27 protein-coding genes are annotated in these 25,300 nt (G+C 39.9%); 15 read left to right on the forward strand and 12 right to left on the reverse strand.

The genetic code is table 11. The features are described from left to right. Positions 1 to 33 precede the first annotated feature (33 nt). From hemL to FTU79_RS07135, 7 genes are all read left to right on the forward strand, one after another. On the forward strand, positions 34 to 1,332 hold the full coding sequence (gene hemL, locus FTU79_RS07105; RefSeq protein WP_180049402.1) for a glutamate-1-semialdehyde 2,1-aminomutase: 1,299 nt from the start codon (positions 34 to 36) through the stop codon (positions 1,330 to 1,332). A 103-nt stretch (positions 1,333 to 1,435) separates the two neighbouring features. Next, a complete protein-coding gene (locus tag FTU79_RS07110) occupies positions 1,436 to 1,852 on the forward strand; it encodes a heme-binding protein (protein WP_180007290.1) in 417 nt (138 codons plus the stop codon). A 499-nt stretch (positions 1,853 to 2,351) separates the two neighbouring features. Further along, positions 2,352 to 2,789 carry an I78 family peptidase inhibitor gene (locus FTU79_RS07115; protein ID WP_180007289.1) on the forward strand — a complete coding sequence of 146 codons (438 nt, stop codon included), beginning with the start codon at positions 2,352 to 2,354 and terminating at the stop codon, positions 2,787 to 2,789. 112 nt (positions 2,790 to 2,901) lie between these two features. Then, a complete protein-coding gene (locus tag FTU79_RS07120; RefSeq protein ID WP_180007288.1) occupies positions 2,902 to 3,261 on the forward strand; it encodes a hypothetical protein in 360 nt (119 codons plus the stop codon). 296 nt (positions 3,262 to 3,557) lie between these two features. Beyond that, positions 3,558 to 3,827, forward strand: a complete 270-nt coding sequence (locus FTU79_RS07125; RefSeq protein WP_078193937.1) for a hypothetical protein — start codon at positions 3,558 to 3,560, stop codon at positions 3,825 to 3,827. A 297-nt stretch (positions 3,828 to 4,124) separates the two neighbouring features. After that, positions 4,125 to 6,764 carry a bifunctional aconitate hydratase 2/2-methylisocitrate dehydratase gene (locus FTU79_RS07130; protein WP_180007287.1) on the forward strand — a complete coding sequence of 880 codons (2,640 nt, stop codon included), beginning with the start codon at positions 4,125 to 4,127 and terminating at the stop codon, positions 6,762 to 6,764. 185 nt (positions 6,765 to 6,949) lie between these two features. Beyond that, positions 6,950 to 7,786: a tetratricopeptide repeat protein gene (locus tag FTU79_RS07135; RefSeq protein ID WP_180007286.1), complete on the forward strand. Its 837-nt coding sequence runs from the start codon at positions 6,950 to 6,952 to the stop codon at positions 7,784 to 7,786. A 26-nt stretch (positions 7,787 to 7,812) separates the two neighbouring features. Here the strand turns inward: FTU79_RS07135 and FTU79_RS07140 are convergent, their stop codons facing one another. From FTU79_RS07140 to FTU79_RS07160, 5 genes are all read right to left on the reverse strand, one after another. Continuing rightward, entirely contained in the window at positions 7,813 to 8,775 is a 963-nt protein-coding gene (locus FTU79_RS07140) for an IS30 family transposase (RefSeq protein ID WP_180022727.1), read from the reverse strand. Positions 8,776 to 9,192: 417 nt separating this feature from the next. Continuing rightward, on the reverse strand, positions 9,193 to 10,359 hold the full coding sequence (locus tag FTU79_RS07145) for a cupin domain-containing protein (RefSeq protein ID WP_180049403.1): 1,167 nt from the start codon (positions 10,357 to 10,359) through the stop codon (positions 9,193 to 9,195). Positions 10,360 to 10,455: 96 nt separating this feature from the next. Further along, on the reverse strand, positions 10,456 to 11,001 hold the full coding sequence (locus FTU79_RS07150; protein WP_168379856.1) for a hypothetical protein: 546 nt from the start codon (positions 10,999 to 11,001) through the stop codon (positions 10,456 to 10,458). Positions 11,002 to 11,107: 106 nt separating this feature from the next. Then, positions 11,108 to 11,701: a nucleoside triphosphate pyrophosphatase gene (locus FTU79_RS07155; protein ID WP_180049404.1), complete on the reverse strand. Its 594-nt coding sequence runs from the start codon at positions 11,699 to 11,701 to the stop codon at positions 11,108 to 11,110. After that, positions 11,701 to 12,084: a DUF2237 family protein gene (locus FTU79_RS07160; protein WP_078188698.1), complete on the reverse strand. Its 384-nt coding sequence runs from the start codon at positions 12,082 to 12,084 to the stop codon at positions 11,701 to 11,703. Before FTU79_RS07160 ends, FTU79_RS07155 begins: the two co-directional genes overlap by 1 nt. Positions 12,085 to 12,224: 140 nt before the next feature. On the opposite strand from FTU79_RS07160, the gene FTU79_RS07165 reads away from it, so the two are divergent. The 4 genes from FTU79_RS07165 to FTU79_RS07180 all read left to right on the forward strand — a co-directional run bounded on the left by FTU79_RS07165 (position 12,225) and on the right by FTU79_RS07180 (position 15,965). Further along, positions 12,225 to 13,412 (forward strand): phosphoglycerate kinase, encoded by a 1,188-nt coding sequence (locus FTU79_RS07165; protein WP_180049405.1) that lies wholly within the window; start codon positions 12,225 to 12,227, stop codon positions 13,410 to 13,412. Positions 13,413 to 13,563: 151 nt separating this feature from the next. Next, positions 13,564 to 13,839, forward strand: coding sequence for a hypothetical protein (locus tag FTU79_RS07170; protein WP_078193510.1), 276 nt, complete (start codon positions 13,564 to 13,566; stop codon positions 13,837 to 13,839). Between the two features lie 122 nt (positions 13,840 to 13,961). Then, positions 13,962 to 14,999 (forward strand): class II fructose-bisphosphate aldolase, encoded by a 1,038-nt coding sequence (gene fba / locus FTU79_RS07175; RefSeq protein WP_078188695.1) that lies wholly within the window; start codon positions 13,962 to 13,964, stop codon positions 14,997 to 14,999. A 111-nt stretch (positions 15,000 to 15,110) separates the two neighbouring features. After that, positions 15,111 to 15,965: an EamA family transporter gene (locus FTU79_RS07180; RefSeq protein ID WP_180049406.1), complete on the forward strand. Its 855-nt coding sequence runs from the start codon at positions 15,111 to 15,113 to the stop codon at positions 15,963 to 15,965. Between the two features lie 338 nt (positions 15,966 to 16,303). On the opposite strand, the gene FTU79_RS07185 is transcribed toward FTU79_RS07180, so the two are convergent. Then, on the reverse strand, positions 16,304 to 16,537 hold the full coding sequence (locus FTU79_RS07185; protein WP_078188692.1) for a hypothetical protein: 234 nt from the start codon (positions 16,535 to 16,537) through the stop codon (positions 16,304 to 16,306). A 115-nt stretch (positions 16,538 to 16,652) separates the two neighbouring features. Beyond that, positions 16,653 to 17,306, reverse strand: coding sequence for an oxygen-insensitive NAD(P)H nitroreductase (nfsB, locus tag FTU79_RS07190; protein WP_180049408.1), 654 nt, complete (start codon positions 17,304 to 17,306; stop codon positions 16,653 to 16,655). A gap of 252 nt (positions 17,307 to 17,558) precedes the next feature. Here nfsB and hpaI point away from each other — a divergent pair, with 252 nt between their 5' ends. Next, on the forward strand, positions 17,559 to 18,353 hold the full coding sequence (gene hpaI, locus FTU79_RS07195) for a 4-hydroxy-2-oxoheptanedioate aldolase (protein WP_180049410.1): 795 nt from the start codon (positions 17,559 to 17,561) through the stop codon (positions 18,351 to 18,353). A gap of 268 nt (positions 18,354 to 18,621) precedes the next feature. On the opposite strand, the gene FTU79_RS07200 is transcribed toward hpaI, so the two are convergent. From FTU79_RS07200 to FTU79_RS07220, 5 genes are all read right to left on the reverse strand, one after another. Then, positions 18,622 to 19,701 (reverse strand): porin, encoded by a 1,080-nt coding sequence (locus tag FTU79_RS07200; protein ID WP_180049411.1) that lies wholly within the window; start codon positions 19,699 to 19,701, stop codon positions 18,622 to 18,624. A 312-nt stretch (positions 19,702 to 20,013) separates the two neighbouring features. Beyond that, on the reverse strand, positions 20,014 to 20,427 hold the full coding sequence (locus FTU79_RS07205) for an HIT family protein (RefSeq protein WP_180049412.1): 414 nt from the start codon (positions 20,425 to 20,427) through the stop codon (positions 20,014 to 20,016). Between the two features lie 31 nt (positions 20,428 to 20,458). Beyond that, positions 20,459 to 20,728 (reverse strand): YARHG domain-containing protein, encoded by a 270-nt coding sequence (locus FTU79_RS07210; protein ID WP_078188510.1) that lies wholly within the window; start codon positions 20,726 to 20,728, stop codon positions 20,459 to 20,461. Positions 20,729 to 20,816: 88 nt separating this feature from the next. After that, positions 20,817 to 21,689 (reverse strand): NAD(P)-dependent oxidoreductase, encoded by an 873-nt coding sequence (locus FTU79_RS07215; protein ID WP_180005093.1) that lies wholly within the window; start codon positions 21,687 to 21,689, stop codon positions 20,817 to 20,819. 22 nt (positions 21,690 to 21,711) lie between these two features. Next, on the reverse strand, positions 21,712 to 22,806 hold the full coding sequence (locus FTU79_RS07220; protein ID WP_180049413.1) for an alpha/beta fold hydrolase: 1,095 nt from the start codon (positions 22,804 to 22,806) through the stop codon (positions 21,712 to 21,714). Positions 22,807 to 22,948: 142 nt separating this feature from the next. Between FTU79_RS07220 and FTU79_RS07225 the strand changes: the two genes are divergently transcribed. From FTU79_RS07225 to recR, 3 genes are read left to right on the forward strand one after another with little or no spacing between them, the layout of a single operon-like run. Continuing rightward, complete coding sequence (locus FTU79_RS07225; RefSeq protein WP_168379669.1) at positions 22,949 to 24,136, forward strand: O-succinylhomoserine sulfhydrylase; 1,188 nt, start codon at positions 22,949 to 22,951, stop codon at positions 24,134 to 24,136. Between the two features lie 32 nt (positions 24,137 to 24,168). After that, positions 24,169 to 24,498, forward strand: a complete 330-nt coding sequence (locus FTU79_RS07230; RefSeq protein WP_078188506.1) for a YbaB/EbfC family nucleoid-associated protein — start codon at positions 24,169 to 24,171, stop codon at positions 24,496 to 24,498. A 12-nt stretch (positions 24,499 to 24,510) separates the two neighbouring features. Then, positions 24,511 to 25,107, forward strand: coding sequence for a recombination mediator RecR (gene recR / locus FTU79_RS07235; RefSeq protein WP_180005090.1), 597 nt, complete (start codon positions 24,511 to 24,513; stop codon positions 25,105 to 25,107). Positions 25,108 to 25,300 lie beyond the last annotated feature (193 nt).

Below are 25,300 nucleotides of genomic sequence, written 5' to 3' on the forward strand. Positions count from 1 at the left end.
TTATTTTTTAGATTGAATAAGTAGAGAATTTTTATGAGCTTATCTGCTAAGCAAGAACAATTATTTAAACAAGCCAGCAAGCATATTCCTGGCGGCGTAAACTCTCCTGTACGCGCATTTAATGGTGTAGGCGGTACACCGGTATTTATCGAAAAAGCGCAAGGCGCATATCTCTATGACGTAGACGGAAAACGCTATGTCGACTATGTCGGCTCTTGGGGCCCAATGATTTTAGGTCATGCGCAGCCCGACATTATTAAAGCGGTTCAAGAAGCGGCTGTTGATGGTTTAAGTTTTGGTGCGCCAACCGTTCATGAAACGACTTTGGCGGATATTATTTGCGAAATTATGCCGTCTATTGAATTGGTTCGTATGACTAATTCAGGGACTGAAGCGACTATGACAGCCATTCGTCTTGCTCGTGGCTATACCGGCCGTGACAAGATTGTAAAATTTGAAGGTTGCTACCACGGTCACTCAGATTCACTCTTGGTTAAAGCGGGTTCAGGCTTGTTGACAAAGGGTGAGGGTGAAGCAACTTCTGCAGGTGTTCCAGCTGATTTCGCTAAACATACCTTAACACTGCCGTATAACGATATTGCGATGCTTAAAGAATGCTTTGCAAAATTCGGTTCAGAAATTGCAGGTGTAATTGTCGAGCCAGTTGCAGGCAACATGAACTTGGTGAAACCTATAGAGGGTTTCTTGCAAGCAATTCGCGATGTGTGTGATGAGCATGGTTCGGTCTTTATCATTGATGAAGTAATGACAGGTTTCCGTGTCGGTCTTGGCGGTGCGCAAGCACATTATGGCGTAACACCTGATTTAACCACGTTGGGTAAAATTATTGGTGCTGGCCTGCCAGTTGGCGCATTTGGGGGTAAACGCGAAGTGATGGAATGCATTGCACCACTGGGCAAGGTCTATCAAGCAGGTACATTGTCTGGTAACCCATTGGCTATGCGTGCCGGTATTGAGATGTTTAAACATTTGCGTCAGCCGGGCTTCTATGAAACTTTGAATGAAAAATTGGCAGGTTTGCTTGCTGGTTTACAGGCAGCTGCAGACGAAGCGGGCATTCCGTTCTTTACGCAGCAAGTGGGCGGCATGTTCGGTATTTATTTCACTGATCAAACTGAAATCACCGGTTTTGATTCAATTCTGAAATGTGATGTAGATGCTTTCCGTACTTTCTTCCACGGTATGTTACAGCGCGGTGTAAACTTAGCACCTTCAGCATTTGAAGCAGGTTTCTTCTCAAGCGCGCATAGCGATGAAGATATTGCATTTACCATTGAAATGGCGAAAGAAGTTTTTGCCAAAATGAAGTAATTTTCATTTAAATTGGTAAATTCTGCTTTAGAATAAAGCCCGCAGCCTGCTGTGGGCTTTTTTTGTTGTTTTAAGTTCAGTTTTTTAAGAGAAGGATTTTTAAATGAAAACCAAGCATTATTTAACTTTGGCAGATGCAGAATTTTTACTAAACACAGCACATGCTTATGCAGTCGAAAATGGTTTTAATGTCAGCATTGCGGTTACGGATGAGACAGGCAATTTGTTAGCGATGAAACGCATGGATGGTGCATCGCCAATGACAGCAAACCTATGCTTAGAAAAAGCCAAATGTTCTGCGATTAGCCGCCGTCCTTCAAAACTTTTTGAAGACATTATTAAAGGCGGTCAAATGGGCTTTCTGACCATGGATACCTTTTCAGGCATGCTGGAAGGCGGTGAGCCGATTATGTATGAAGGGCAGTTGGTTGGTGCAATGGGCGTGTCTGGCGTAAAGTCTTTTCAGGATGCTGAAATTGCACAGCAGGCGATTCAAGCTTTTTTAGCGCAGCAAAACTAAATATTGTGAGCGTAATAGATACTTCAGTCTTGTCGAAATCATTGGCCTTAATATATTTTGGTTTAGATGTCGATAAATCTCGGTCATAGCATTAAGTCGAAAAAAATCTAAGATTGAGCTGAAATATTAAGCATGTTAGTAACTTATGTATAACTTTGTTGAAGTAAGATTATATCTTACTCAATTAATAGACCTCTTTTATAAGTCATTTTTACGCAGTTCCAAATTATAGATTCCAGCAATTAAATAGAATCTCTATCCTAGTTTGTTACCCCGACAACGTTCAGCAATGGTTTTTAACGGGTTTCATAACCCAATACAGCTTAATCCTTTATTCTTCTTTCATGGATTTCCTAATTATTGAACAATGGATGTGTTGTTGCCCAATTTGGATATCACACCCAATCACAGAAAAAGAGTGCTTGCTAAAAACTGCAATAAACAACTCGTTTATTTACCACAAACTTGATAAGTTAAATTTTTATATTCAGAAATAGACATGATGAAAAATATATGGATTTTAGTTGCACTGACAGCACTTATGGCGGGTTGTAGCACAACACAGCAAACTGAAAATATGCCAGAAAAAATTGGTATAGCAAATCCAGCCAGCCAATATTGTGTAGAGCAAAAAGGTAAACTTGAGATTCGTGATGAAGCAAATGGTCAGGTGGGGTATTGCCATCTGCCAAACGGGCAAGTGGTTGAAGAATGGGCATTATTCCGTAGTAGTCAGACCCAATGTGTACCTGAAAAGGCCAACACTCTGATTGGTCAAGCAAAATTGACAGAAGATCAGATCAAGGCGATTAGCCAAGCTCAAATTGTCCGTCTAGTCAAACCTGGGCAGCCTGTGACAATGGATTATCGTGTAGAGCGCGTAACTGTTACTGTAAATCCAATCAATCAAAAGATTATTCAAGCAACTTGTGGTTAATGCAAACTTATAAAAAAGGCCCGAAAGGGCTTTTTTTGTTTGTTCGGTTGCGACTAATTTAAATGACAAATCCATTACGATCTTTTATATTGCCCCTCGTAAGGAGAAGTTCATGAAAAAGTTATTTGCTTTATCCGTTATGGTGGCTTTGGTCGGCTGTGCTGAAAAAAAACCATTAACCCCTGAAGAGCAGTGGCAGGGTTACTGCCGCAGTGTAGGTAATGCTGCACGTACGATTATGTTAGATCGTCAAAATGCAATTGAAAAAGACAAAGCAGTTGAGCATGCCAACAAAATTGAGGATGAAACCACCAAAGGATTTATCCTGAACATCATTGATGAAGTTTATGCCTTGCCGCAAGCTGAGATTAATACTGATGTTGAAACAGCACGTGAAAAAATTCGTGCTGAGTTTACTGAAAAATGTATCGCAACACCGCATACCGAAATGCCAGATTATAAACCGTTCTAAGGAACGGTTTTTTATGCGAGAAAGCGCGTAAAGCAAAACCTAAAGGCTCTATTCAGCAGTGAGTAGTTACAACAGGGCAACTATCCGTTGTTTAGCCATATGATGGAGTTCATGCTTATTTTGCGAATGCATATTTATCTTCGGGTTACTTTGAATATGAGATGCTTAAAGATTTTAAAATAGCCTAAGCAGAGCGGAATACAAATTGTGACAACTTGCTAAATCATAAATATAGAAAAGCAAATCTTTTTAATGAATAATGAAATGGAGAATAAAAAACAGTAGAGGAGCAGAATATGGACGTTATCGGTTATATGCATCACTCAGATCTACTCCTAGAAGATGAACAAGGCGTAGCAATTATCGGTGGTGGGAACTACGTGCTCAGCATTGGAGATAAAGTCACATTACGCCAAAAAATAGATGAATTTTCTCAACGCTATTTGGTCGATATCAGCTTTGCAAGTAATCAACATCAAACCACATGTCAGGACGAATGGTGCCTCAGATTTACAGGCGATCGAGCGGAACTTCAGCAATATATCACTGCAACCACTGTCCACTAAGGTGGAATATCCAATACTGATAAAAACAGGCAACATTTAGTTGCCTGTTTTTTGATGGTTAATTTTAGTCAAAAGTTAATATGCGCAAGAAAAGCGTGTTCTAAGTATTGATTTTGCTTAATGTATAAACGATATGAGGATCATTTATTTATAAAATAACGGGCATCACGAAGAAACACTTGTAGTGCATTAACTTTTAACTGGAATTTTAGTAAAATTTAGCAGTCCATATTATTTGCGTAGCTTTATTTAAAGCAGGAATGCGTAAATAATTTTTTAAAAAAGAGGAATAACACCGTGCTAGAAGCTTACCGCCAACACGTTGAAGAACGTGCCGCACTCGGAGTCCCACCGAAGCCACTTGACGATGCTCAAACAGCTGCATTAGTTGAATTATTAAAAAACCCACCAGCTGGCGAAGAAGCATTTTTAGTTGATTTACTAGAAAACCGTGTTCCAGCGGGTGTTGACCAAGCTGCATACGTTAAAGCTGCTTTCTTAGCTGCTTTGGCAAAAGGTGAAGCGACTTCTCCACTAGTAACTAAAGAACGTGCGGTTTACCTACTAGGTACTATGCTTGGTGGTTATAACGTTGCTCCTTTAGTTGCACTTCTTGATGATGCAGAGCTTGCTGAATTAGCTGCTGACGCACTTAAGAAAACTCTTCTTGTATTTGATGCGTTCCACGACGTTGCTGATAAAGCAAAAGCGGGCAATGCGAATGCACAAGCAGTTATGCAATCTTGGGCAGATGCTGAATGGTTCACTAGCCGTAAAGACGTTCCTGAAGAAATCAAACTTACAGTTTTCAAAGTAACTGGCGAAACGAACACAGACGACTTGTCACCTGCACAAGACGCGTGGAGCCGTCCAGACATTCCGTTACATGCTAACGCAATGCTTAAAAACGTACGTGACGGTATCAATCCAGAAGTTCCTGGCGAAGTTGGTCCACTTAGCCAAATCAAAGAGCTTATCGCGAAAGGCAACCAAGTTGCTTACGTAGGTGACGTTGTTGGTACTGGTTCTTCTCGTAAGTCAGCAACTAACTCTGTACTTTGGTTCTTTGGTGACGAAATTGCTCACATTCCGAACAAAAAAGACGGTGGTTATTGCTTAGGTTCTAAAATCGCTCCGATTTTCTTCAACACTATGGAAGATGCTGGTGCATTGCCAGTAGAAATCGATGTTCAAAACATGAACATGGGCGACGAAATCACGCTTAAAATCGACCACGCTGCTGCTAAAGTAACGGCGTTCAAAGACGGCGTTCAAATCGCTGAATCTGAACTTAAAACTCCAGTTCTTTTAGATGAAGTACGTGCTGGTGGCCGTATCAACCTTATCGTTGGTCGTGGTTTAACAACTAAAGCTCGTGAAGCTCTTGGTCTTGCACCTTCAACTTTATTCCGTACTCCAGTTCAACCTGCAGCTACTGGTAAAGGCTTCACTCAAGCTCAAAAAATGGTTGGTCGCGCTTGTGGTCTTCCTGAAGGTCAAGGTGTACTTCCAGGTACTTACTGTGAACCTAAGATGACTACTGTTGGTTCTCAAGATACAACAGGTCCAATGACTCGTGACGAACTTAAAGATCTTGCTTGCCTAGGCTTCTCTGCTGACCTAGTTATGCAATCTTTCTGTCATACAGCTGCGTATCCAAAACCAGTTGACGTTCAAATGCAGCACACGCTTCCTGATTTCATTATGAACCGTGGTGGTGTTTCTCTACGTCCAGGTGATGGTATTATCCACTCTTGGTTAAACCGTATGCTTCTTCCAGATACAGTTGGTACTGGTGGTGACTCGCATACTCGTTTCCCAATCGGTATTTCATTCCCAGCGGGTTCTGGTCTTGTAGCGTTTGCTGCTGCAACTGGCGTTATGCCACTAGACATGCCTGAGTCTGTTCTTGTTAAGTTCAAAGGTAAAATGCAACCTGGTATCACTCTACGTGACCTAGTACATGCGATTCCTTACGTTGCGATCCAAGAAGGCGACTTAACTGTAGAGAAAAAAGGTAAGAAGAACATCTTCTCTGGCCGTATCCTTGAGATCGACCTTACAGAAATGGAAACTGACCTTACTGTTGAGCAAGCGTTCGAACTTTCTGACGCTTCTGCTGAACGTTCAGCTGCTGGTTGTTCTATCACGCTTTCTGAAGAGAAAGTTGCTGAATACCTTAAATCAAACATTACTATGTTGAAATGGATGATTTCTGAAGGTTATGGCGATGCTCGTACTATGGCGCGCCGTGTAGAAAACATGGAGAAATGGTTAGCGAACCCAAGCCTAATCAAAGCAGATCCAGATGCTGAATACACTAAAGTGTATGAAATTGACCTTTCTACAATTACTGAACCAGTTCTTTGCTGCCCGAACGACCCAGATGACGCTAAATTGCTTTCTGACGTTGCTGGTACAAAAATTGACGAAGTATTCGTTGGTTCATGTATGACTAACATTGGTCACTTCCGTGCGGCTGGTAAACTTCTAGACAAAGTTCCTGGTGGTTCTTTATCTACTCGTCTATGGTTGGCTCCTCCAACTCGTATGGACGAACGTCAATTGATGGAAGAAGGTTTCTACAACATCTATGGTAAAGCTGGCGCTCGTACAGAAATGCCAGGTTGTTCATTATGTATGGGTAACCAAGCACGTGTAGCTCCGAACACTACTTGTGTATCGACTTCTACTCGTAACTTCCCGAACCGTCTAGGTCAAGGTGCGAACGTTTACTTAGCTTCTGCTGAGCTTGCTTCTGTTGCTGCTGTACTTGGTAAATTACCAACTCCAGCTGAGTACCAAGAATACGCAGCTCAAATTGATAGCATGTCTGCTGACATCTACCAATACTTAAGCTTCGACAAAATGAGCGACTATACTGACGCTTCTAAAGATGTTGATACTAAGAAAATTGCTGCTGCTCAATTGTCTTAATTGATTAAGTAGTTGAAAATAAGGGCTGATTTATCAGCCCTTATTTTATTATTAAAAGTATATTGCGAATTTTATACGTGTTTAAATTTGATTAATTAGAATATTGTAAGTTTAATCTGTTATTAGGTTTAAACGACTTTTATAAAATATTAAGAAATAAGTGATATTGAATTCACGGATTAGTTATGAACTTTAGATTATATTTTTTACCTTTAGTTATAGTATTTTTTTTAAGCTCTTGTTCATCAAGCTCATCTGAACCATTAATTTTATCCGAACAGCAAGAAAAAAATATTTTGAATGAGTATAAAGGTCTGCTTGAAAAGAAAAAGTATGAAAAAGCATATAAAAAATTATTAACTTTAGAAAACGTAAATAATATTAGTAGTTATGCTAAAAATGAGCTTGGGAATTTTTATGAGAATGGAATTTATGTCGATAAAAATTTAGATTCTGCATTAAAATATTATGCTGAAGCTGGAAATGAAAATTATATTCCAGCTATTTATAATGTAGGAAGAGTTCGATTAGAGCAAGGATATTATACAGAAGCAGCATCAATTTTTAAGGAGATTGAAAATGATAATTTCGCGCCAGCCTTTAATTTAATAGGTGTGATGTATAATTATGGCTATGGTTATGATGTAGATTTAGAAAAGGCACTGAAATATTATAAGAAGGCTGCTTTGCTAGGTAATCCAGATGCGCAGTTTAATATTGGGCAAATGTATTTTGAAGGAATAGGGGTTAATAAGGATTTTAAGGCGGCTTTCAAGTGGTACACTTTATCGGCAAATCAAAATTATTCTCTAGCGGAGATCCAATTAGCAACATTATATTTTAAAGGGTATGGTGTGGGAGCTAATATTAATACAGCTATTGAAATAATAAAACCATTAGCAATAAATGGGAACCCTGATGCTATTTACAACTTAAGACTTTATTATAAAAAACTAAATAATTCAAAAGATTATGAATACTGGGATAAAGTATGTAAAAAAAACCATGATTGTGATATTTGACTTTAAATTTTTTTAAAATGGCGGATTCAAGCAGCAAGTGCAACAGTATAAAAACCAGCCATAACTTCACTCGGTGTATACCAACCTAGTGTTTTTCTAGGACGATGGTTGAGTGCAAATTCTATCTGCTCTATTTGTTCGTTTGACACGTCATCAAACGATGATGATTTTGGCAGATATTGACGGATTAAACCATTCGTATTTTCATTTCTAGCTCGCTGAATAGACTTGTAAGGGTCAGCGAAATACGCCTCTATGCCGGTATCAGTAATTCTTTTGTGTTCGGAAAATTCTTTGCCATTATCAAATGTCACGCTATAAGCATGGCTCATTCGTAAACGATCTAATGCATAAGTAATCGTTTGAGGGGATGCTCTCGTTGGCCCTAAATGAACAATATGTACATACAGGCTCTTTCGATCAACGAGAGTCAATAAAGCACCTTTATGATGTTTACCAATCACCGTGTCACCTTCGAAATCTCCTAAACGTTGTCGTTGATCAATGACCTGGTGTCGGCAGTGAATACTTGTTTTATCAATGATTTGACCCCTACGATCCGTGTTTTTGTAACCGCGTTTTCGATATTTCTTCTGATGCCTTAAATGTAGATGAAGTTTACCGCCTTTTGATTTATCTTGATAAATGTACTGGTAAATCCACTCATGTGAAGGTACATCCAGCCAATCGCGTTGTGTTAAAGCACCTGAAATTTGTTCGGGTGACCAGTCCAAACCAATCAAATAATCAATATAAGCGAAGGCAAATGCTGTCATTGATGATGAAGGACGGTACCGTCTTTGACTTGCAAATTTAGCTGCCTGTTGAGCTCTATATCCACGTTGCCCAGTATTTCTTTTTAATTCACGGTAGATGGTTGATCGTGAACGTCCTAATTCCCGAGCAAGGGTAGCGATTGAACTTTTACTTTTCAAAGTAGCATAAATTTTGTATCTTTCATCTTGAGAAAGTTGGGTGTATTTCTTCATTGTGTGCTTTCCAATTGCGAGTTGAAAAAGTCTAATGATTCTATGAATACATCTAACTTTTTCAACTAACTACAAATGTGTCGCACTTGGGATTTGAATCTGCGATGAATAATGACTTAAACTTTGAAAATATGTGCCTTTTTTCTTGTCACCATAGCTTCGCTTTTGTTTTTAGGCTTTTATATTTGAATTCCGATGGTATCTACGATCACCACATTCTAGTCTATGTCTTCACCTTAAATACAGCGTAATGCGCTATCTGTGGTTTATTGGACTGGTGTTGTTGATAGTATGGGTTTATCACGTCATCGTGGAAAAAAAAGCCGATCAAGTCGAAGATTTTTTAAATCGTAGAAAGCGAAAATAATGCTATTCAGCAGTATAAAAAGGGAGCATGACGCTCCCTTTTTATTGAGTTTATTCAGCTTCCGTTGGGACGAGCATCAGCACAGATTCATTTAATAGCATGGCAATATCTTCTAAGATATCAGCATCATATAAAGATTCGTCTAGCGCTAGACTTTGGCCATCGGCAATGGTTTTTAAATGCACTGCAAATTCGTCTGAGATACAGATTCCTTCACCATTTGCCCAAAACAAAATATCACCATCTTGCTCTGTGTAAAGTAAGCGTGAAGCAGGTTCTAACATGAGTTGATAGCCTTGATCTAGAGCTTCCTCTAAATCACCAGTGCCGATTTCTTCTGCTTCAGGAATATTGTCAGGATATTTAGGTTCTGACATTAAGCTCATGATTGCATCTTCAAGTACGGTTAAATTTTGCAATTGTTCAAATAACTTTTCTTTTAAATACTCAAGTTCATTTTCAGTCACTTGGCCAATCGCACTGATTTGGTCACGTAAAATGTCAGTTAATGGATTTTTAAGTAGAGGATTGTCTGTGAATTTGTCTGTCACTCGATCCATCATTTCAGTGACATTTGGCATGCGGAAGCCAAATGAATACGTCAGACATTCATCTTCAGCTACGCCATAGTGTGATAGGCCTGGTGGTACATAAAGTAAGTCGCCGGGAGCAAGCACTTCATCAAAATGAACGTCCATTTCTGGCAGTAAGCGAAGCGGTTGACCTTCGACAAATGAAGTATCTGCATCACACATCTGACCTAATTGCCAACGGCGGTGACCATAGCCTTGTACGAGGAATACATCGTAAAAATCAAAATGTTGCCCGACAGAGCCACCTTTTTGTGCATATGACACCATGATGTCATCACGACGCCATTGCGGAATAAATGAAAACTGCTTCCAAAGCTCGGCTAGGTCAAAAGAATAATGATCGACAGCTTGAACCAATAAAGTCCACAGTTTCGGCATTTTTTGAAAATCGGCTTTAAGTAGTGGAGAAGATTTCACTGTCCATTGGTTAGGATCACGATCTTTTTGTTTGATGAGACGTGCAGTGACATTGTCTTCTAAAGCCAATTCAAGAACGTCTTTAGGTTCAAGTATTTGGGCAATTTCAGGGAGTGCATTACGAACCAATAATGGTTTTTTTTGCCAATATTCGGCAAGGAATTGTTCAGCGCTTATGCCGCCGAGGATGTCAAGAGAATGAGCCATAACTAAATACATACAATTTTAATGGATATATTGTCCCTTGAGATTCCTGTTTTTAGCAAGGCTCTATTTCATTAAATTATTTCGATTAGCTTGAGACTATTTTAAAGGATTGTCTTTGAGATATTGCATGACTAATTTTTCAACTTCCAAATCATAGCTATTGGCAGCAGCCGTTGTCGCTGAAAATTTCATGAATTGCTCAAAATGTGCATTGGTGTCAATTTTAGTATTTTCTTTGTCAGACATTAATTTGAAATGATTCGGCATGACTTTTGCCATCATTTCAACATTTTCGGTTTGTAGTTTTAGAAGTTTTTTCACTTCAACTGTTTGTGGTTGAATGCTTTCAAATTTTTGTTTGCCTAGAGCAACCAGTTTATTGATTTGTTGTTCTGGCGTGCTACTACCACCGGTTTTGGTTTTAGTCCCTAGCTGTTGAATGATTTGCTCCTGCATTGCAGCGCCTTGTTGTTCTAATTCAGCAAAGATAAATTTATATTGAACCCATTCATTGACTAAGTTTTTATTGTATTGCTGAGAGTTGGTCACAGTTTGATTCACTGTATTGGTATGACCGTTTGTCGAACAAAATAGAAGGCTAATGCTAATGAGGCTAGATGAAATTAAATTAAACGTTTTCATGTTTTCAGTTCTTGGTTGTAATAAATAAGTAAGTGACTTTTTAATCATTAGCCCATAAAGAGCTAATGATGTGTTTATTATGCTGTAACAGATAATAATTTTAAAATTATGGGACTAAAATCTTAAGCTCACGCAAAATATTGCAGAGTTTAATCATCGGCATACCCATGAGTGTGGTTTGGTCTTGCCCGATCATTTCTTCAAATAAGCTAATCCCTAAACTTTCACACTTAAAACTGCCAGCGCAGTGTAGCGGCTGTTCAACCTGAACATAACGTTCAATTTCAGGCAAGCTAAGTTTGCGAAACTTCACTTTATAGTGCTCGACAAGGGTTTGTTCAAAACCTATCGATTTTTGTTGGACACTGAGTGCAGTACTGAAATAAACGATTTTGTCTGAATTGGCTTGAAGCTGCTTAACGGCTTTTTCATCGCAAAGCGGTTTACCAATAAAAATATCTGGTGCGCCTTCGCGCCATGCGACTTGGTCAGAACCAATCACAATTGCGTCTGGGTGTTGGTTTGCAATCGCAGAAGCTTTTTCAAATGCCAGTCGCTTTGCTAACTCATCGGCGTGGTTTTCACCGCGAGGTGTTTCGTCTATATCTGGTACGATTGAGTGGTAATCAATCCGTAAACGGTCCATCAGGTCTTTACGGGTTTGGCTGCTAGAAGCCAAAATGATTTTGGGAGGACTCATTACACTGCATATTCCATAAGTACATCAAGCGGCACATAAGACAGCGCCGCTTGGTGACACGCTTGTATTTTAATAGGTGGGGCAAATCCTTCTTGATACGCTTCCACCCAGCGAGTCACACAGATACACCAGAAGTCACCAGGTTGTAGTCCTGGAAAACCAACTTCGGGTAAGGGTGTGATTAGGTCATTGCCAACTTTTTGGGAAAAGTTTAAAAATTCAGATGTCATTTGTGCACACATCGTATGCTGACCAAGGTCTGTTGTTGCTGTATGGCAAAAGCCATTTCTAAAATATCCGGTAATCGGATCAAAACAACAGCTTGCCAAGGGTTCGCCTAAAACATTTAAACGATTAATATTTGGGTCTGGATGAATCGACATAAGCGCTGAATCTTTATAAGGCTTTTCGCTATCATAACAAAACTTTGGCTCTACATAGCTTTTCTGCAAAAGAAGCTAACGTTTTTCTGCATAATCATTTAAAATCGTCGCGTTTTGATATCAATAAAAGAGAGTAATGCATGAACTTTCAGCGTATGACTGACCTAGATTTGGCGGGTAAACGTGTTCTGATCCGTGAAGATCTTAACGTACCAGTTAAAAATGGCGTGATTACAAGCGATGCACGTTTACGTGCGGCGTTGCCAACAATTAAAGCAGCTGTAGAAAAAGGTGCTGCTGTAATGGTGTATTCACACTTAGGTCGTCCTGTTGAAGGTGAGCCTAAAGCAGAACAGTCTCTAGCACCTGTAGCTGCTTATTTAACAGAGGCGTTGGGTCAGGACGTTCAACTGATCACTGACTATTTGGACGGTGTTGACGTTGCGCCAGGTCAAGTGGTTTTACTTGAAAACTGCCGTTTCAACGTGGGTGAAAAGAAAAACAATCCTGAATTATCTGCTAAATACGCAGCACTTTGTGATGTTTACGTAATGGATGCATTTGGTACGGCTCACCGTGCAGAAGCATCGACTGAAGGCGTAGCACGTTGTGCAAAAGTGGCTGCTGCAGGTCCTTTACTTGCTGCTGAGCTTGATGCACTAGGCCGTGCACTTAAAACTCCTGCAAAACCAATGGTTGCGATTGTTGCAGGCTCAAAAGTTTCTACTAAATTAGATGTATTAACTTCACTATCTGACATCTGTGATCAATTGATCGTGGGTGGTGGTATTGCCAATACATTCTTAGCTGCTGCAGGCTTCAATGTTGGTAAATCACTTTGTGAAAATGACCTGATCGACACAGCAAAAGCCATTGCTGCAAAAGTATCTGTACCACTTCCAACAGATGTTGTTGTTGCTGATGCTGCTGAAATTGATTTTGCAGACTTCCTCGGTTCATTAGCTGCTGCTAAAGCTGTCGTGAAAAAAGTTGAAGATGTAACAGACAACGACATGATTTTGGATGTGGGCCCTGAAACTGCAAAAGCATTTGCAGAAATCTTGAAAACTTCAAAAACTATTCTATGGAATGGTCCAGTAGGTGTGTTTGAAGTTGATCAATTCGGCGAAGGCACCAAAGCATTGTCTTTAGCGATTGCAGAATCTGAAGGCTTCTCGATCGCGGGTGGTGGTGACACGCTTGCTGCAATTGATAAATATGAAGTTGCAGACAATATTGGTTACATCTCGACTGGTGGTGGTGCTTTCCTTGAATTCGTTGAAGGTAAAACTCTTCCTGCTGTAGCAGCGCTTATCGAACGTGCTTAATGAAGCATTATCAATAAGATAATACAGTATTAAAAAAGGTTGGCTTCGGTCAGCCTTTTTTTATGGTCTATTCATTTTGCCGTCATCAAAGTGCAATATTTCTGCAATAAAATTCATCGCAACACCTAATTCGCAGTAGTAGGAAACAACGATGAACTTAAAACTTGCACTTGCTGTACTTTTAATCGCACCATTAACTTTGACAGCTTGTGCTAAAAAAGAGTCTGCACCAACGGAATCAGAAGCATCTGCTGTTGCCGTAGATAATGCTCAAACAACACCAGAACAACAAAAAGCCATTGATGAACTTGATAAGCCAGTATTGGATGAAAAGAACCAAGATGTTCCTGCTGAAATTGCAAATGCACCTGCAGACGAAGCAACAGCTGACGCTGAAACAGCCGCTTCAGCAGCAGCAGCTCACTAAGATTGTTGTCTTTATTTAAAAAGTCCCTGCAAATGCAGGGATTTTTTTTTAAATAGTGTTATTTGTTGCTGAATTGAAATGATTGAGCATGTAGAATATGCGGCATTACCTGGGAGGATATTATGGCTCTTATTTCATTGCGCCAGCTCTTGGATCACGCCGGCGAACATGCTTACGGCGTACCAGCATTCAACGTAAACAACTTAGAACAAATGCGTGCAATTATGCTTGCAGCAGATGCAACAAATTCACCTGTAATCGTACAAGCATCTGCAGGTGCACGTAAGTATGCAGGCGCTCCGTTCTTGCGTCATTTGATTTTGGCAGCAATCGAAGAATGGCCACATATTCCTGTGGTTATGCACCAAGACCATGGTACTAGCCCTGATGTATGTCAACGTTCTATTCAACTTGGCTTCTCATCAGTGATGATGGACGGTTCATTAGGTGAAGACGGTAAAACACCAACTTCATACGAATACAACGTAGACGTGACTCGTCGTACTGTTCAAATGGCACATGCGTGTGGCGTTTCAGTAGAAGGCGAAATCGGTTGTTTAGGTAGCCTTGAAACTGGTATGGCTGGTGAAGAAGATGGTGTAGGCGCTGAAGGCGTACTTGACCATTCTCAGCTTTTAACTTCAGTTGAAGAAGCGCGTTCATTTGTAGCAGATACCAATGTTGACGCACTTGCAATTGCAGTGGGTACTTCACACGGTGCGTACAAATTTACTCGTCCACCTACAGGTGACATCTTAGCGATTGACCGTATTAAAGAAATTCACGCTGCGTTACCAAATACGCATCTTGTAATGCACGGTTCAAGCTCTGTGCCACAAGAATGGTTGGCTGTAATTAATGAATTCGGTGGTAACATCGGCGAAACTTACGGTGTTCCAGTAGAGCAACTTGTAGACGCAATCAAACACGGTGTTCGTAAAATTAACATCGATACTGACTTACGTCTTGCATCTACAGGTGCTATGCGCCGTATGATGGCTGAAAAACCAGCTGAATTTGACCCACGTAAATTCTTCTCTGCAACTGTTGATGCAATGAAACAAATTTGTATCGATCGTTATGAAGCATTTGGTACAGCGGGTAATGCTGACAAGATTCGTCCAATTTCTTTAGAGAAAATGGTGAGTCACTATAAATAATTTGTCTTGAGATAGATTATTTTTGAAGAAAAGCCCACAATTAAGTGGGCTTTTCTTTGATTTGAACTTAGAAAAATTGCTTTAAATACAACTCAAGAATAAGAGCGTGTCATGGAATTGATCTTTGCTGCCGCGATTTGCAGTGTTCTCGTTTCAGTAATTCTAAAACTCTGTCGTGATCGGGGTTTTAACCCTGCACAAATGATCACATGGAATTATGCATCTGCGAGTATTTTATGTTTTCTATGGTTTAAGCCGGATCTAGCCCATATTTCGATTAATAAAACGCCGTGGGTTTTAATTGCGGCTTTGGGTGTATTACTGCCGACGATTTTTTATTGCTTAGCACGCTCACTGCAAACAGCAGGTATTTTAAAAACCGAATTGGCTCAGCGCTTATCGGTTGTGCTTTCTCTTAGCGCAGCCTATTTTATTTTCAGTGAATATTTTAATGCCATTAAGCTCATTGGTATTGCGCTTGGTGTACTTGCGGTATTGCTGATTTTATTTTCACAGCGTAAGGGAAGCATTGATGGAAAGCAGGGGATTTTATTTTTATTAAGCGTTTGGGCAGGCTATGCACTGATTGATGTGCTATTAAAATTTGCCTCAGGTTTGGGCATGCAGTTTGCGGTGACTTTAAATCTGGTGTTTATTTGTTCATTTCTACTTTCGAGTATTTATAACATCGTACAACACGGCAGTCTGGGGCAGACAAAAAATATCCTCGCTGGATTGGGCTTAGGTCTCTTAAACTTTGCCAATATTGCACTGTATGTGAAAGCCCACATGTTGCTTAAAGACACACCTGCAATCGTCTTTGCTGGCATGAATATTTTGGTTGTAGTTTTAGGTGTGGTTGCGGGCCTCATCATCTTTAAAGAAAAATTGAGAGTCGCAACCGTATTTGGTTTGATTGCAGGGATCATGAGTGTGGTTTGCTTAGCATATGCCATGTCTGTCTAAGATAATTTTTAGCAAAAACGATCGGGTGTTGTAGCAAATCATCCCACTCAGCCACGCCCATGAGCAGTCCTTGATCTCGACAGGTTGGACACTCAGGGCAGTGATGATCAGTATATTGATAAGTATGCAGATACATTTGATGGCAATGACCGCATTCAAACTTCATCGGCATTTGTAGTAAATATGACATGTCCCACCTCTGCTTGAATCGTTGTTTTGATTCAAATTATTCAGCAAAGTTCAGACCAATTTATAAATTTTATATTTTCACATTGTTGCTAAATATGTCGTTATTAAAAAAGCCCTCGATTTGAGGGCTTTTAGTTTTAGATGCTTAGTTAACGTGTGAGTTGTTGAAAACGTTGTAAGGTGTTTTCAAAATAACATTTACCCACTGCAACGGGGTGTTTTAGGAAATCTTGAGTTTCAATCGTGCCTTGTAACTGACCCGGTTGTTTACAGTTTGGGCAGTTTGGATAGCTATGGAGCATATCGCCCGCATATTTTTGTAAATAAACCGTATTGCACGCTTCGCAATGAAATTTCATGGGTAATTTTATAGCTGTAGGCATAGGGAGAGACCTGAGTATATTTTGAGCAGAATATACTCGATAATTGTTTAAATAATAAGTCCCGAAATGACAAAAAAGAGGCAAAATTGCCCCTTTCGTCGGTTTTATGGAAAGCTTAAAGATGTGTAAAAATTTCTTCAGCATTTAGACGTGATTTAGGTAATTTCGCATTGAAATCATTTTCACTACGATAGCCTAAAGTCATCAGTACAGAAGGAATCAAGTTTTGTTCAACTAAGCCCAATTCTTCAGAGATGATCGCTTCGTCAAATCCACCAATCGGTGTTGCATCCACACCCTCAATGCCTGCTGCCAAAAGCATTTGACCTAAAGCAATAAAAGTCTGGTTTTCAGCCCAACGTTGAATATCACCTTTTTCATTACGATAATAATCGACATAACCTGTACGGCTGTCTTTTTGACCTTGTTTGGCTTTGTCATCTTTAAAGCGACCACTACGATCATCCTGATTTAAAAGATTATCTAAATGCTCTGCAGTGATGTCTGCTTTGGTACAGAATAAAATCGTATGTGATGAATCTAAAACTTTTGGGGCATTGTAGGCATATTTACCCACTAAGGCTTTGGCAATGCGTTGTTTGGCTGCATCATTATCTGCAATAAAAAAATGCCAAGGCTGAATATTAATAGAAGATGGTGCTAAACGAAGTATTTGTAATAAACGCTCAAATTGTTCCTGTGGAATTTTTTTAGCAGGATCATAAGCTTTTGTGGTATAGCGTTGTTTTGATACGTTTAACAGATCCATCGAATATCTCCAGATATAGTTTGCTGTAGTTTAGCGGATAAACGGCCGAATGGTCTAAGGAGAAAATTTTCCAAGGATAGATCTTAGTCGTATATGCTGTACACATTGGCTAAAAATTAACAGATTTAAGCTGTATGAAGTGCGAATTAGAGTTATATAAAATCATAAGATAGATAAATGCTATTGGTAGTTTTTGCCAAAAGGCGTTTAATTAATTGTAGTTAATCATAGTTTAAGCATGAGACAGCAGCGATGGATTACACCAATCATTTCAAGAAAAAATTAAAAACCGAACAGCAGATTGGTTTGTGGGTCGGTTTAGCCGATGCTTATGGGACTGAAATAGCTGCAAATGCAGGTTATGACTGGTTGCTGATTGATGGCGAGCATGCGCCAAGTGACTTGCGGACGACATTGTCGCAATTGCAAAGTATTGCTGCATATCCTTCGCAAGCCGTGGTTAGACCTCCAATTGGGAGTGTGCAACTGATTAAACAACTGTTGGATATCGGTGCGCAAACCTTGCTGATTCCTATGGTTGAAACTGTTGAACAAGCTCAACTTATGGTTAAAGCCGTACGTTATCCACCTGAAGGTATTCGTGGAGTAGGTGCAGCATTAGCACGTGCAACACGTTGGAACAGTATTCCAGACTACTATGCAACTGCACATGAAAATATCTGTTTACTGATTCAGATTGAGTCGGTTGAGGGGATTAAAAACTTAGAAGAAATACTGAAAATTGAAGGCATCGATGGAGTATTTATTGGTGCCGTGGATTTGTCGGCGACTATGGGTTATCAGGGGAATCCGAACCATCCTGAAGTACAAAAAACCGTGATTGATGCGATTCAGCGTATACGTAAGGCTGGAAAAGCAGCAGGTATTTTGTCGACACAACATGATGCGACTCAGAAGTATATCGAGTTAGGCACAGAATTTGTTGCTGTGGGTGTCGATACCAGTGTGCTCATGAATTCGTTACGAGAGCTTTTATCGAAGTATAAAACCGATACCCAAGTGATGAAAACAGAAGGTGGTTACTAAGCGGTACAGCCTTAAGCAATTGGTAACCGTCAGATCAGATTTGAGCTAGTACAGCCTTAGAAAAACCTCTGCATAACGAGTTGTATATTTGATATCTTTGTTCTTGAGTGAGATGAGTATAGTTCATGATGCAACTTTGACCGGTCGGAAGCAAAATGCGAACTCAACTTGCTTCTCTCTAATAATTTAATCTTTGTTGCTCTTCTTTTTTGAATTTAAGAGTAAAAAAGACATACCGGAGTATGTCTTTTGGGGGGGATATTGCAGCTTAGAAGTCGTAACGTAGACCAAGAGAAAGTGCAGTTGCATTTTCATCACCGATACCTGAGATACCGTTACCGAAGCTACGACCTTCTTTCCAAGGATTGAGTTTAGAGTTTTTGTCGTTAAGCACAGTTGCTAAGTTGCCGTATACGCGTAATGTGCTATCCAACTTATGTTCTACACCCACACCGATCAAGCTTGCATTGGCATCATCAGCATTTACGTCACGGTAGAAGTATTCACCGCGTACTGAGGTTTTAGGCGTTACTTTATATTCGCCAGCTACACCGAAAACTTGCGCATCTGGGTTGGCTGTATCGTTGTCGTGTTTGGCAATTTGGTATAAGGCACCCAAGTTAAATTCTTCGGTTAATTTATATGCACCGGCAATACGGAATGCATCACGACTTGCACCACCAGCTGCGTTTGCTGCATTTTCATCATACTTTTCGTAAGCTGCTGCAAAATCAATTGGACCTTCTTTATAGGTTAGAGCAAGGTCATAGGCTTTGTTGTCATCTTTGCCTTCACCATCTGTTTCACGGTCAATTTGTGTACCTGAATGCATCGACATTGCAGCTAGTACATTGAAACCACCGCCAAATTTTGGCGATTTATATTCAATGGTGTTTTCATTACGTTCATCAAATTTTAAGTTGCCGACACGTGTTACGTTACGAACGTCACCAACCATGTCACCGAAGAAGTTCACAGGGCTACGTGCGACTTTAAATGGGCTGTCAAAACGACCTACACGTGCTTGACCATAAGTTGAACTTTTTAAACCCACGAATGTGTCACGTGTTGAAAAATCTATACCTTTGCTGTCTTGGCTACCGCTTGCAAAGTTTACTTCTTGCTCAATTTGAGCGAATACGTTGAGGTCATCATTAATTTTTTGATCTACTTTGAAGCCTAAGCGTGAAGCATTAGAAGAAAGACCAACTTCGTTGTAATCTTTACCATCATCTAGATAGTCAAGAGAGACATGTGCACGGCCATAAATTTTTACATCTGCAGCAGATGCCATCATTGGTGTAAGAATTGTTGCCCCGATTGCTAATGCACATAGAGTTTTTTTCATTTGAAGCTCCAGAAGACTTTTCCAGTCATATCAATATGTTTTATCAGTAGCTTGGCTAGAAGTAATTTCGCTATCTAATGGCGCTAAGTATTCATTACAAATAAGACAGTTCTATTAAGGAAATATTTCAAAACGGTGAAAGGTGATTTTTGGTTTAAATTGTATTTTTATTTATAAAGATTGATATTTATTAAATACTTATAGTTATTTTTAAATATTAAATTTTGCAGTTAAAATGACTTGGCACAATATTCTAAACATAAAAAAATGGAGCCGAAGCTCCATTGATCATCACTTTAAACTCAATTGAACTTAAAATGCTGCTTTGATTTTTTCGCCAATGGCTTTAATTTTTTCCATATCGCCCATTTGTGCGGCATGTTTACCTAATTCATGCACTGAAGTCGGTATTAGGTGGAAATGTACATGCGGAACAGTTTGACCCGCAGCAGCGCCAGACAACTGCATCAATACGATACCTTTCACGTCTAAAGCTTTTTCCATTGCTTTCGCAACTTTTTGAGCAACCTGAATGGTATAAGCAGCCGCTTCTGGATCTAAATCAAGCAGCGTAATAGCAGGGGTTTTAGGAATTACGAGCGTATGACCTTCGGCCTGTGGCATGACATCCATAAAAGCGAGTACTTGATCATCTTCATAGACTTTAAACGCTGGAAGTTCTCCACGTAAAATCCGAGCAAAAATATTTTGATCATCATAAGTCATTGCTAAATTCCTTGTGCGAATTGAATCGTAATTATTTACAATTCAATTCTTTCTGACGATCTTTGATCGCGTCAAGTCGTTGTTGCTCTTTTTCTGAAAATTTAGGCTTAGTTGTGTAGCAATTGTCATTGCCAAACTTCGCTTTAGCGTCAGGATCTTTAAAGCAGAAACCTTTCGATGCATAAATCACGTCATGGTCATTTTTCAACTTTTGGCATTCTTGCTCGGATGCTAAAACAGCAGTAGAAGCCCCGATTAAAGTTACAGCACCTAGCAAAGTTGCGAGGGTAAATTTGTTCATGCGAGTTTCCTCTGTCATTTGTAACAATGTGTGTTATGACACTAGAGTACAATATGATGGTTATTTATCGTTATTCAATGGCGAGTTATTACTCAATTGTAATTTTACTCCATTTTTCATACATAATCATAGCGCTTGAAAAATCACTGTTTTCTTCAGCTTGATCACTTGCTGCTTGGATTAAGTTTTGCGTCAAAGACAGCACAGGCGCTGAAAGTTTTGCTTGTCGCACCAGATCAACAGCAATTCCCGTATCTTTTGCAAGTAATGGAAGTGCAAAGGTTAATGGGAAGCTACGATTCAGTACGCGCTGCGGTAAAACCGTTTCGGTCACATTACTTTTACCACTCGACGCATTTATACAATCGAGTGCTTCATGTAAGTCTACGCCATGCGCTTTTAAGGTGGTGAATCCTTCAGCAACTGCACAAAGATTTACAGCCATTAACATGTTGTTTACAGCTTTAACAGCAAAACCCGCACCCGGTTCACCCACATGTTTAATCAGTCTGCCAAATGTTTGGATCGCAGGTAATGCACGTTCAAAGGCTGCTGCGTCACCACCAATCATGACGGTTAATGTTCCCGTTTCAGCGCCAATGGTTTGTCCACTCACAGGGGCGTCTAAGAATGAAACGTTTTGTTGCTTTAAGGCTGAAGCGAGTTTTTTTGCAGATTCTGGCACACCGCTGGTACAGTCGACCCAAATCGAGCCTGATTTCAGCGTCACACTCGCAATTAAATTTTCAACATCTTGGCTGATGGGTAGGCAAGAAAAAATAATGTCCGCTTGTACTGCTTGTTCTAAAGCAACCGCTTGCGTACCAAATTCAGCAGCATGTTGCTCTGCCTTGGTAAAGTTTCGATTCCAGACATAAACCGTGTCGAACTGTTTTGGTAGGTGCGCTGCCATACGGGAACCCATTGCGCCCAATCCAATAAATGCAACTGACTGAATCATCTTTACTTTACCCTCTAAATTTTTATTTCAATAAACTGGATCTTTGTGTAAGCCACTGGGTCAAAGTTGGCCAAAATTGATTGGCACTTTTTTGACTCAACATCAGGCCGAGGTGACCACCGGGAATGAGAGTAAACGTGACATCTTGACTACTTGTCAATTCGCCTAAAGGACTTGCTGCATCTGCCGTAACGATTTGATCGGTAGAACCCGCGCCAATTAACAATGAACAGTGGATATTTTTTAATTGAATAACTTTATCTTTCAATTGAATAATGCCGTTTTTAAGCGGATTTTGCAGCCAAACATTGAATACCATGTCTTGGTTAATGCCACCAGGATAGTCAATCATGTGATTGAGAAAATCGCCCATGGTTGCATGTTCATACAGATCATGCAGATTATCTAAGTTGGAAAGAAATTGTTTTTGGCTTTTGAACCAACCCATTGGATCGACGATTTTAAAGCCAATCGCATTGAGCACACCCGGTGTATGGATAAAATGTTTAGGGATTTTCCCGGTGTAGACCGTATCTTGTAAATTCTTACTACGTGAAAGCAAGCGATTGGTTTTTTGAAATAACTTTCCGATACGACCTGAGGCATAGCTATCTATCGGCGCGCCCATCACCATTAGATTTTTAACATGTTCAGGTTGATGTAATGCGGTATACAGCGTGACAAAGACTCCAGCCATACTCCAACCATGTAGCGAGATGTATCGACTATCTGCATGCTGAGAAATTTGATCAATACAATGTGGAATCACATCATCAATAAACGATAGAAAATTTAAGAATCGATCTTGATAGTTCAACTTTCCCCATTCCAACAAATAGACATCAAAGCCACTGTGTTGAAAATGTTTCACCAATGAGCGATATGGATACAAATCATAAATTGCCATATTGATGGCCAGTGGTGCAACAAACACTAAGGGTTCTTTGTATTTACGATCAGGCGAAGCGTAATACCGAACTTTTGCATGTTTATATTCAGTAATTACTTCATAGGGTGTTGATTGAGAAAGGACCAGCGATTTTGCATTAAACACACGTGTAGACAGGTGTTTAATTTTCTTTTGCTGCGCTAGAAATTTCTGTTTGAAAGGGTGCATAACTGTCAATTGCCTAAGTCCTTGTAGGATTGGTCGAAGTCTAAGCGATAATTTCGTATTTTACCTTGACCTTAAATAGCTTAGACGCTCAAAATATTGGCAATTCTTCACAAAGGCAGTTCTTCGCGACTGAGTAATACAGATGAGCCAACAAGACGACATCGAATACCAATTAGAGACTTTAGCGATTCGTACAGGTCATACTCGTACTTTTGAGGGTGAACATAGCGAGCCAATTTTCCTGACTTCATCATTTGTTTGTGAAAGTGCAGCAGATGCCGCAGCAAAATTTTCAGGTCAAATTGAAGGCAATACCTATTCACGTTATACCAATCCAACTGTACAAACTTTCGAAAAACGTTTAGCTGTTTTGGATGGTGCTGAAGCCGCGGTTGCGACAAGTTCAGGTATGGCGGGCGTACACGCAATTACTTTGGCATATTTGAAAGCTGGCGATCATGTGGTGTGTTCACGTGCTGTCTTTGGTTCGATCATTTCTCTGTTTGAAAAATATGTCATCAAATTTGGCGTTGATGTTACTTTTGTTGATTTGGAAGATTTAGATGCTTGGAAACAAGCGATTCGTCCAACTACACGCCTATTGTTTATTGAAACACCGTCAAACCCATTAGCTCAAGTAGGTGATTTACAAGCCATTGCCGATATTGCACATGCGCATGGCGCATTATTTGCAGTCGATAATACCTTCTGTACACCAGTGTTACAGCAACCGATTAAATTTGGTGCGGACCTCGTGATCTATTCATCAACAAAATATATTGATGGTCAAGGTCGTGCGCTAGGTGGTGCAGTTGTTGGTAGTGCAAAATTGATGGAAGAGATTACAGGTGTTATTCGTACACTGGGTAACTCGATGAGCCCATTCAATGCATGGATCTTCCTGAAAGGCCTAGAAACTTTAAGCTTACGTATGAAAGCCCACTGTGCCAGTGCTCAGACTTTAGCTGAATGGTTGGATGCACACCCGAAAGTTGAAAAAGTGTACTATGCGGGACTTCCAAATCACGAAGGTCATGAGTTGGCGAAAAAGCAACAAAAAGGCTTTGGCGGAGTTGTATCGTTTGTTGCCAAAGGCGAACGTGAAGGCGCTTGGACAGTGATTGATAATACTAAGTTCCTTTCTATTACAAGTAATTTGGGGGATGTAAAATCAACAATTACTCATCCTGCAACGACTTCTCATGGCAGAATGTCAGCAGAAGCGAAAAAAGCAGCAGGGATTAGCGAAGGTTTAATTCGCGTATCTGTTGGTTTAGAAGATATTAATGATATTATTCGCGATCTTTCACGCGGTTTAGATCTTATCTAAAGTGAATTCATCAGTTTTGTTCGGAGATTTTTATGAACATTAATATGCTCATGCAGCAAGCTCAACGCATGCAAAAAGAAGTTGAGAGCAACATTAAAAAAGCCAAGGAAGAGCTTGCACAAGTTGAAGTTCACGCTGAAGCAGGTGGTGGTCTGGTTAAAGTTACTATGACTGCACGTCATGTAGTGAAACGTATCGAAATCAATCCTGAACTACTTCAAGATGATGCAGATATGATTGAAGACTTAATTGCAGCAGCAATGAATGATGCTTCACGTCAAGCTGAAGTAATTTCAGAAGAAAAACTGAAATCTGCAAACTCTGGTATGGGTCTTCCACCAGGTCTTTCAGGTTTATTCTAAGGAATACGTTGAATGTTTAGTGATCGTTTTGATCAACTTGTACAGGCATTGCGTATTTTGCCAAGCGTTGGGCCAAAGTCGGCTCAACGTATGGCACTGCACTTAATCATGAAAAATAGGGAAGGCGCTGTTGGTTTGGCACATGCCTTGACTGAAGCAACCAACTATATTCATGAATGTACAATTTGCCATTCATTGACTGAAGATGAAGTGTGCAACATATGCGTCTCGTCAGAACGTGATGATCAACTGCTTTGTGTGGTTGAATCTCCCGCAGATGTCATGGCAATCGAGCAAAGTGGCAGTTTTAGAGGGAAATATCATGTATTGGGTGGACATTTGTCGCCACTCGATGGTATTGGCCCAGACGAAATTGGTATCCCATATTTAATTCAACGATTAAGTGATGGTAAAGTGCAGGAAGTGATCTTGGCGACCAATGCAACGGTAGAAGGTCAAGCGACAGCACATTATTTGGTTGAAGCGACCAAGCATTTACCAATACAAATGACCCGTATTGCACAGGGTGTACCACAGGGTGGTGAGCTTGAATATGTGGATAGTCATACTTTAAGTCAGGCCGTGCATAACCGAATGCGAATGAAGTAACTATAGAGCGAAACTCGTTTCGCTTTGTATAAAATTCACCTAATTATTTATACTTAATAACGATTAAAGTTTTTGTTAATAATGAATAAAAAAGCCAAATAAAGAAAATAAGTCACTAAAATAACGTTTTTCCTTATAGATAAATAATATATATCAGTTAATATAAGCTCATAGAGCATCTAAAATTAGACTC

Source organism: Acinetobacter sp. YH12144 (assembly GCF_013418345.1).
GTDB classification, from domain to species: Bacteria; Pseudomonadota; Gammaproteobacteria; order Pseudomonadales; family Moraxellaceae; genus Acinetobacter; species Acinetobacter amyesii.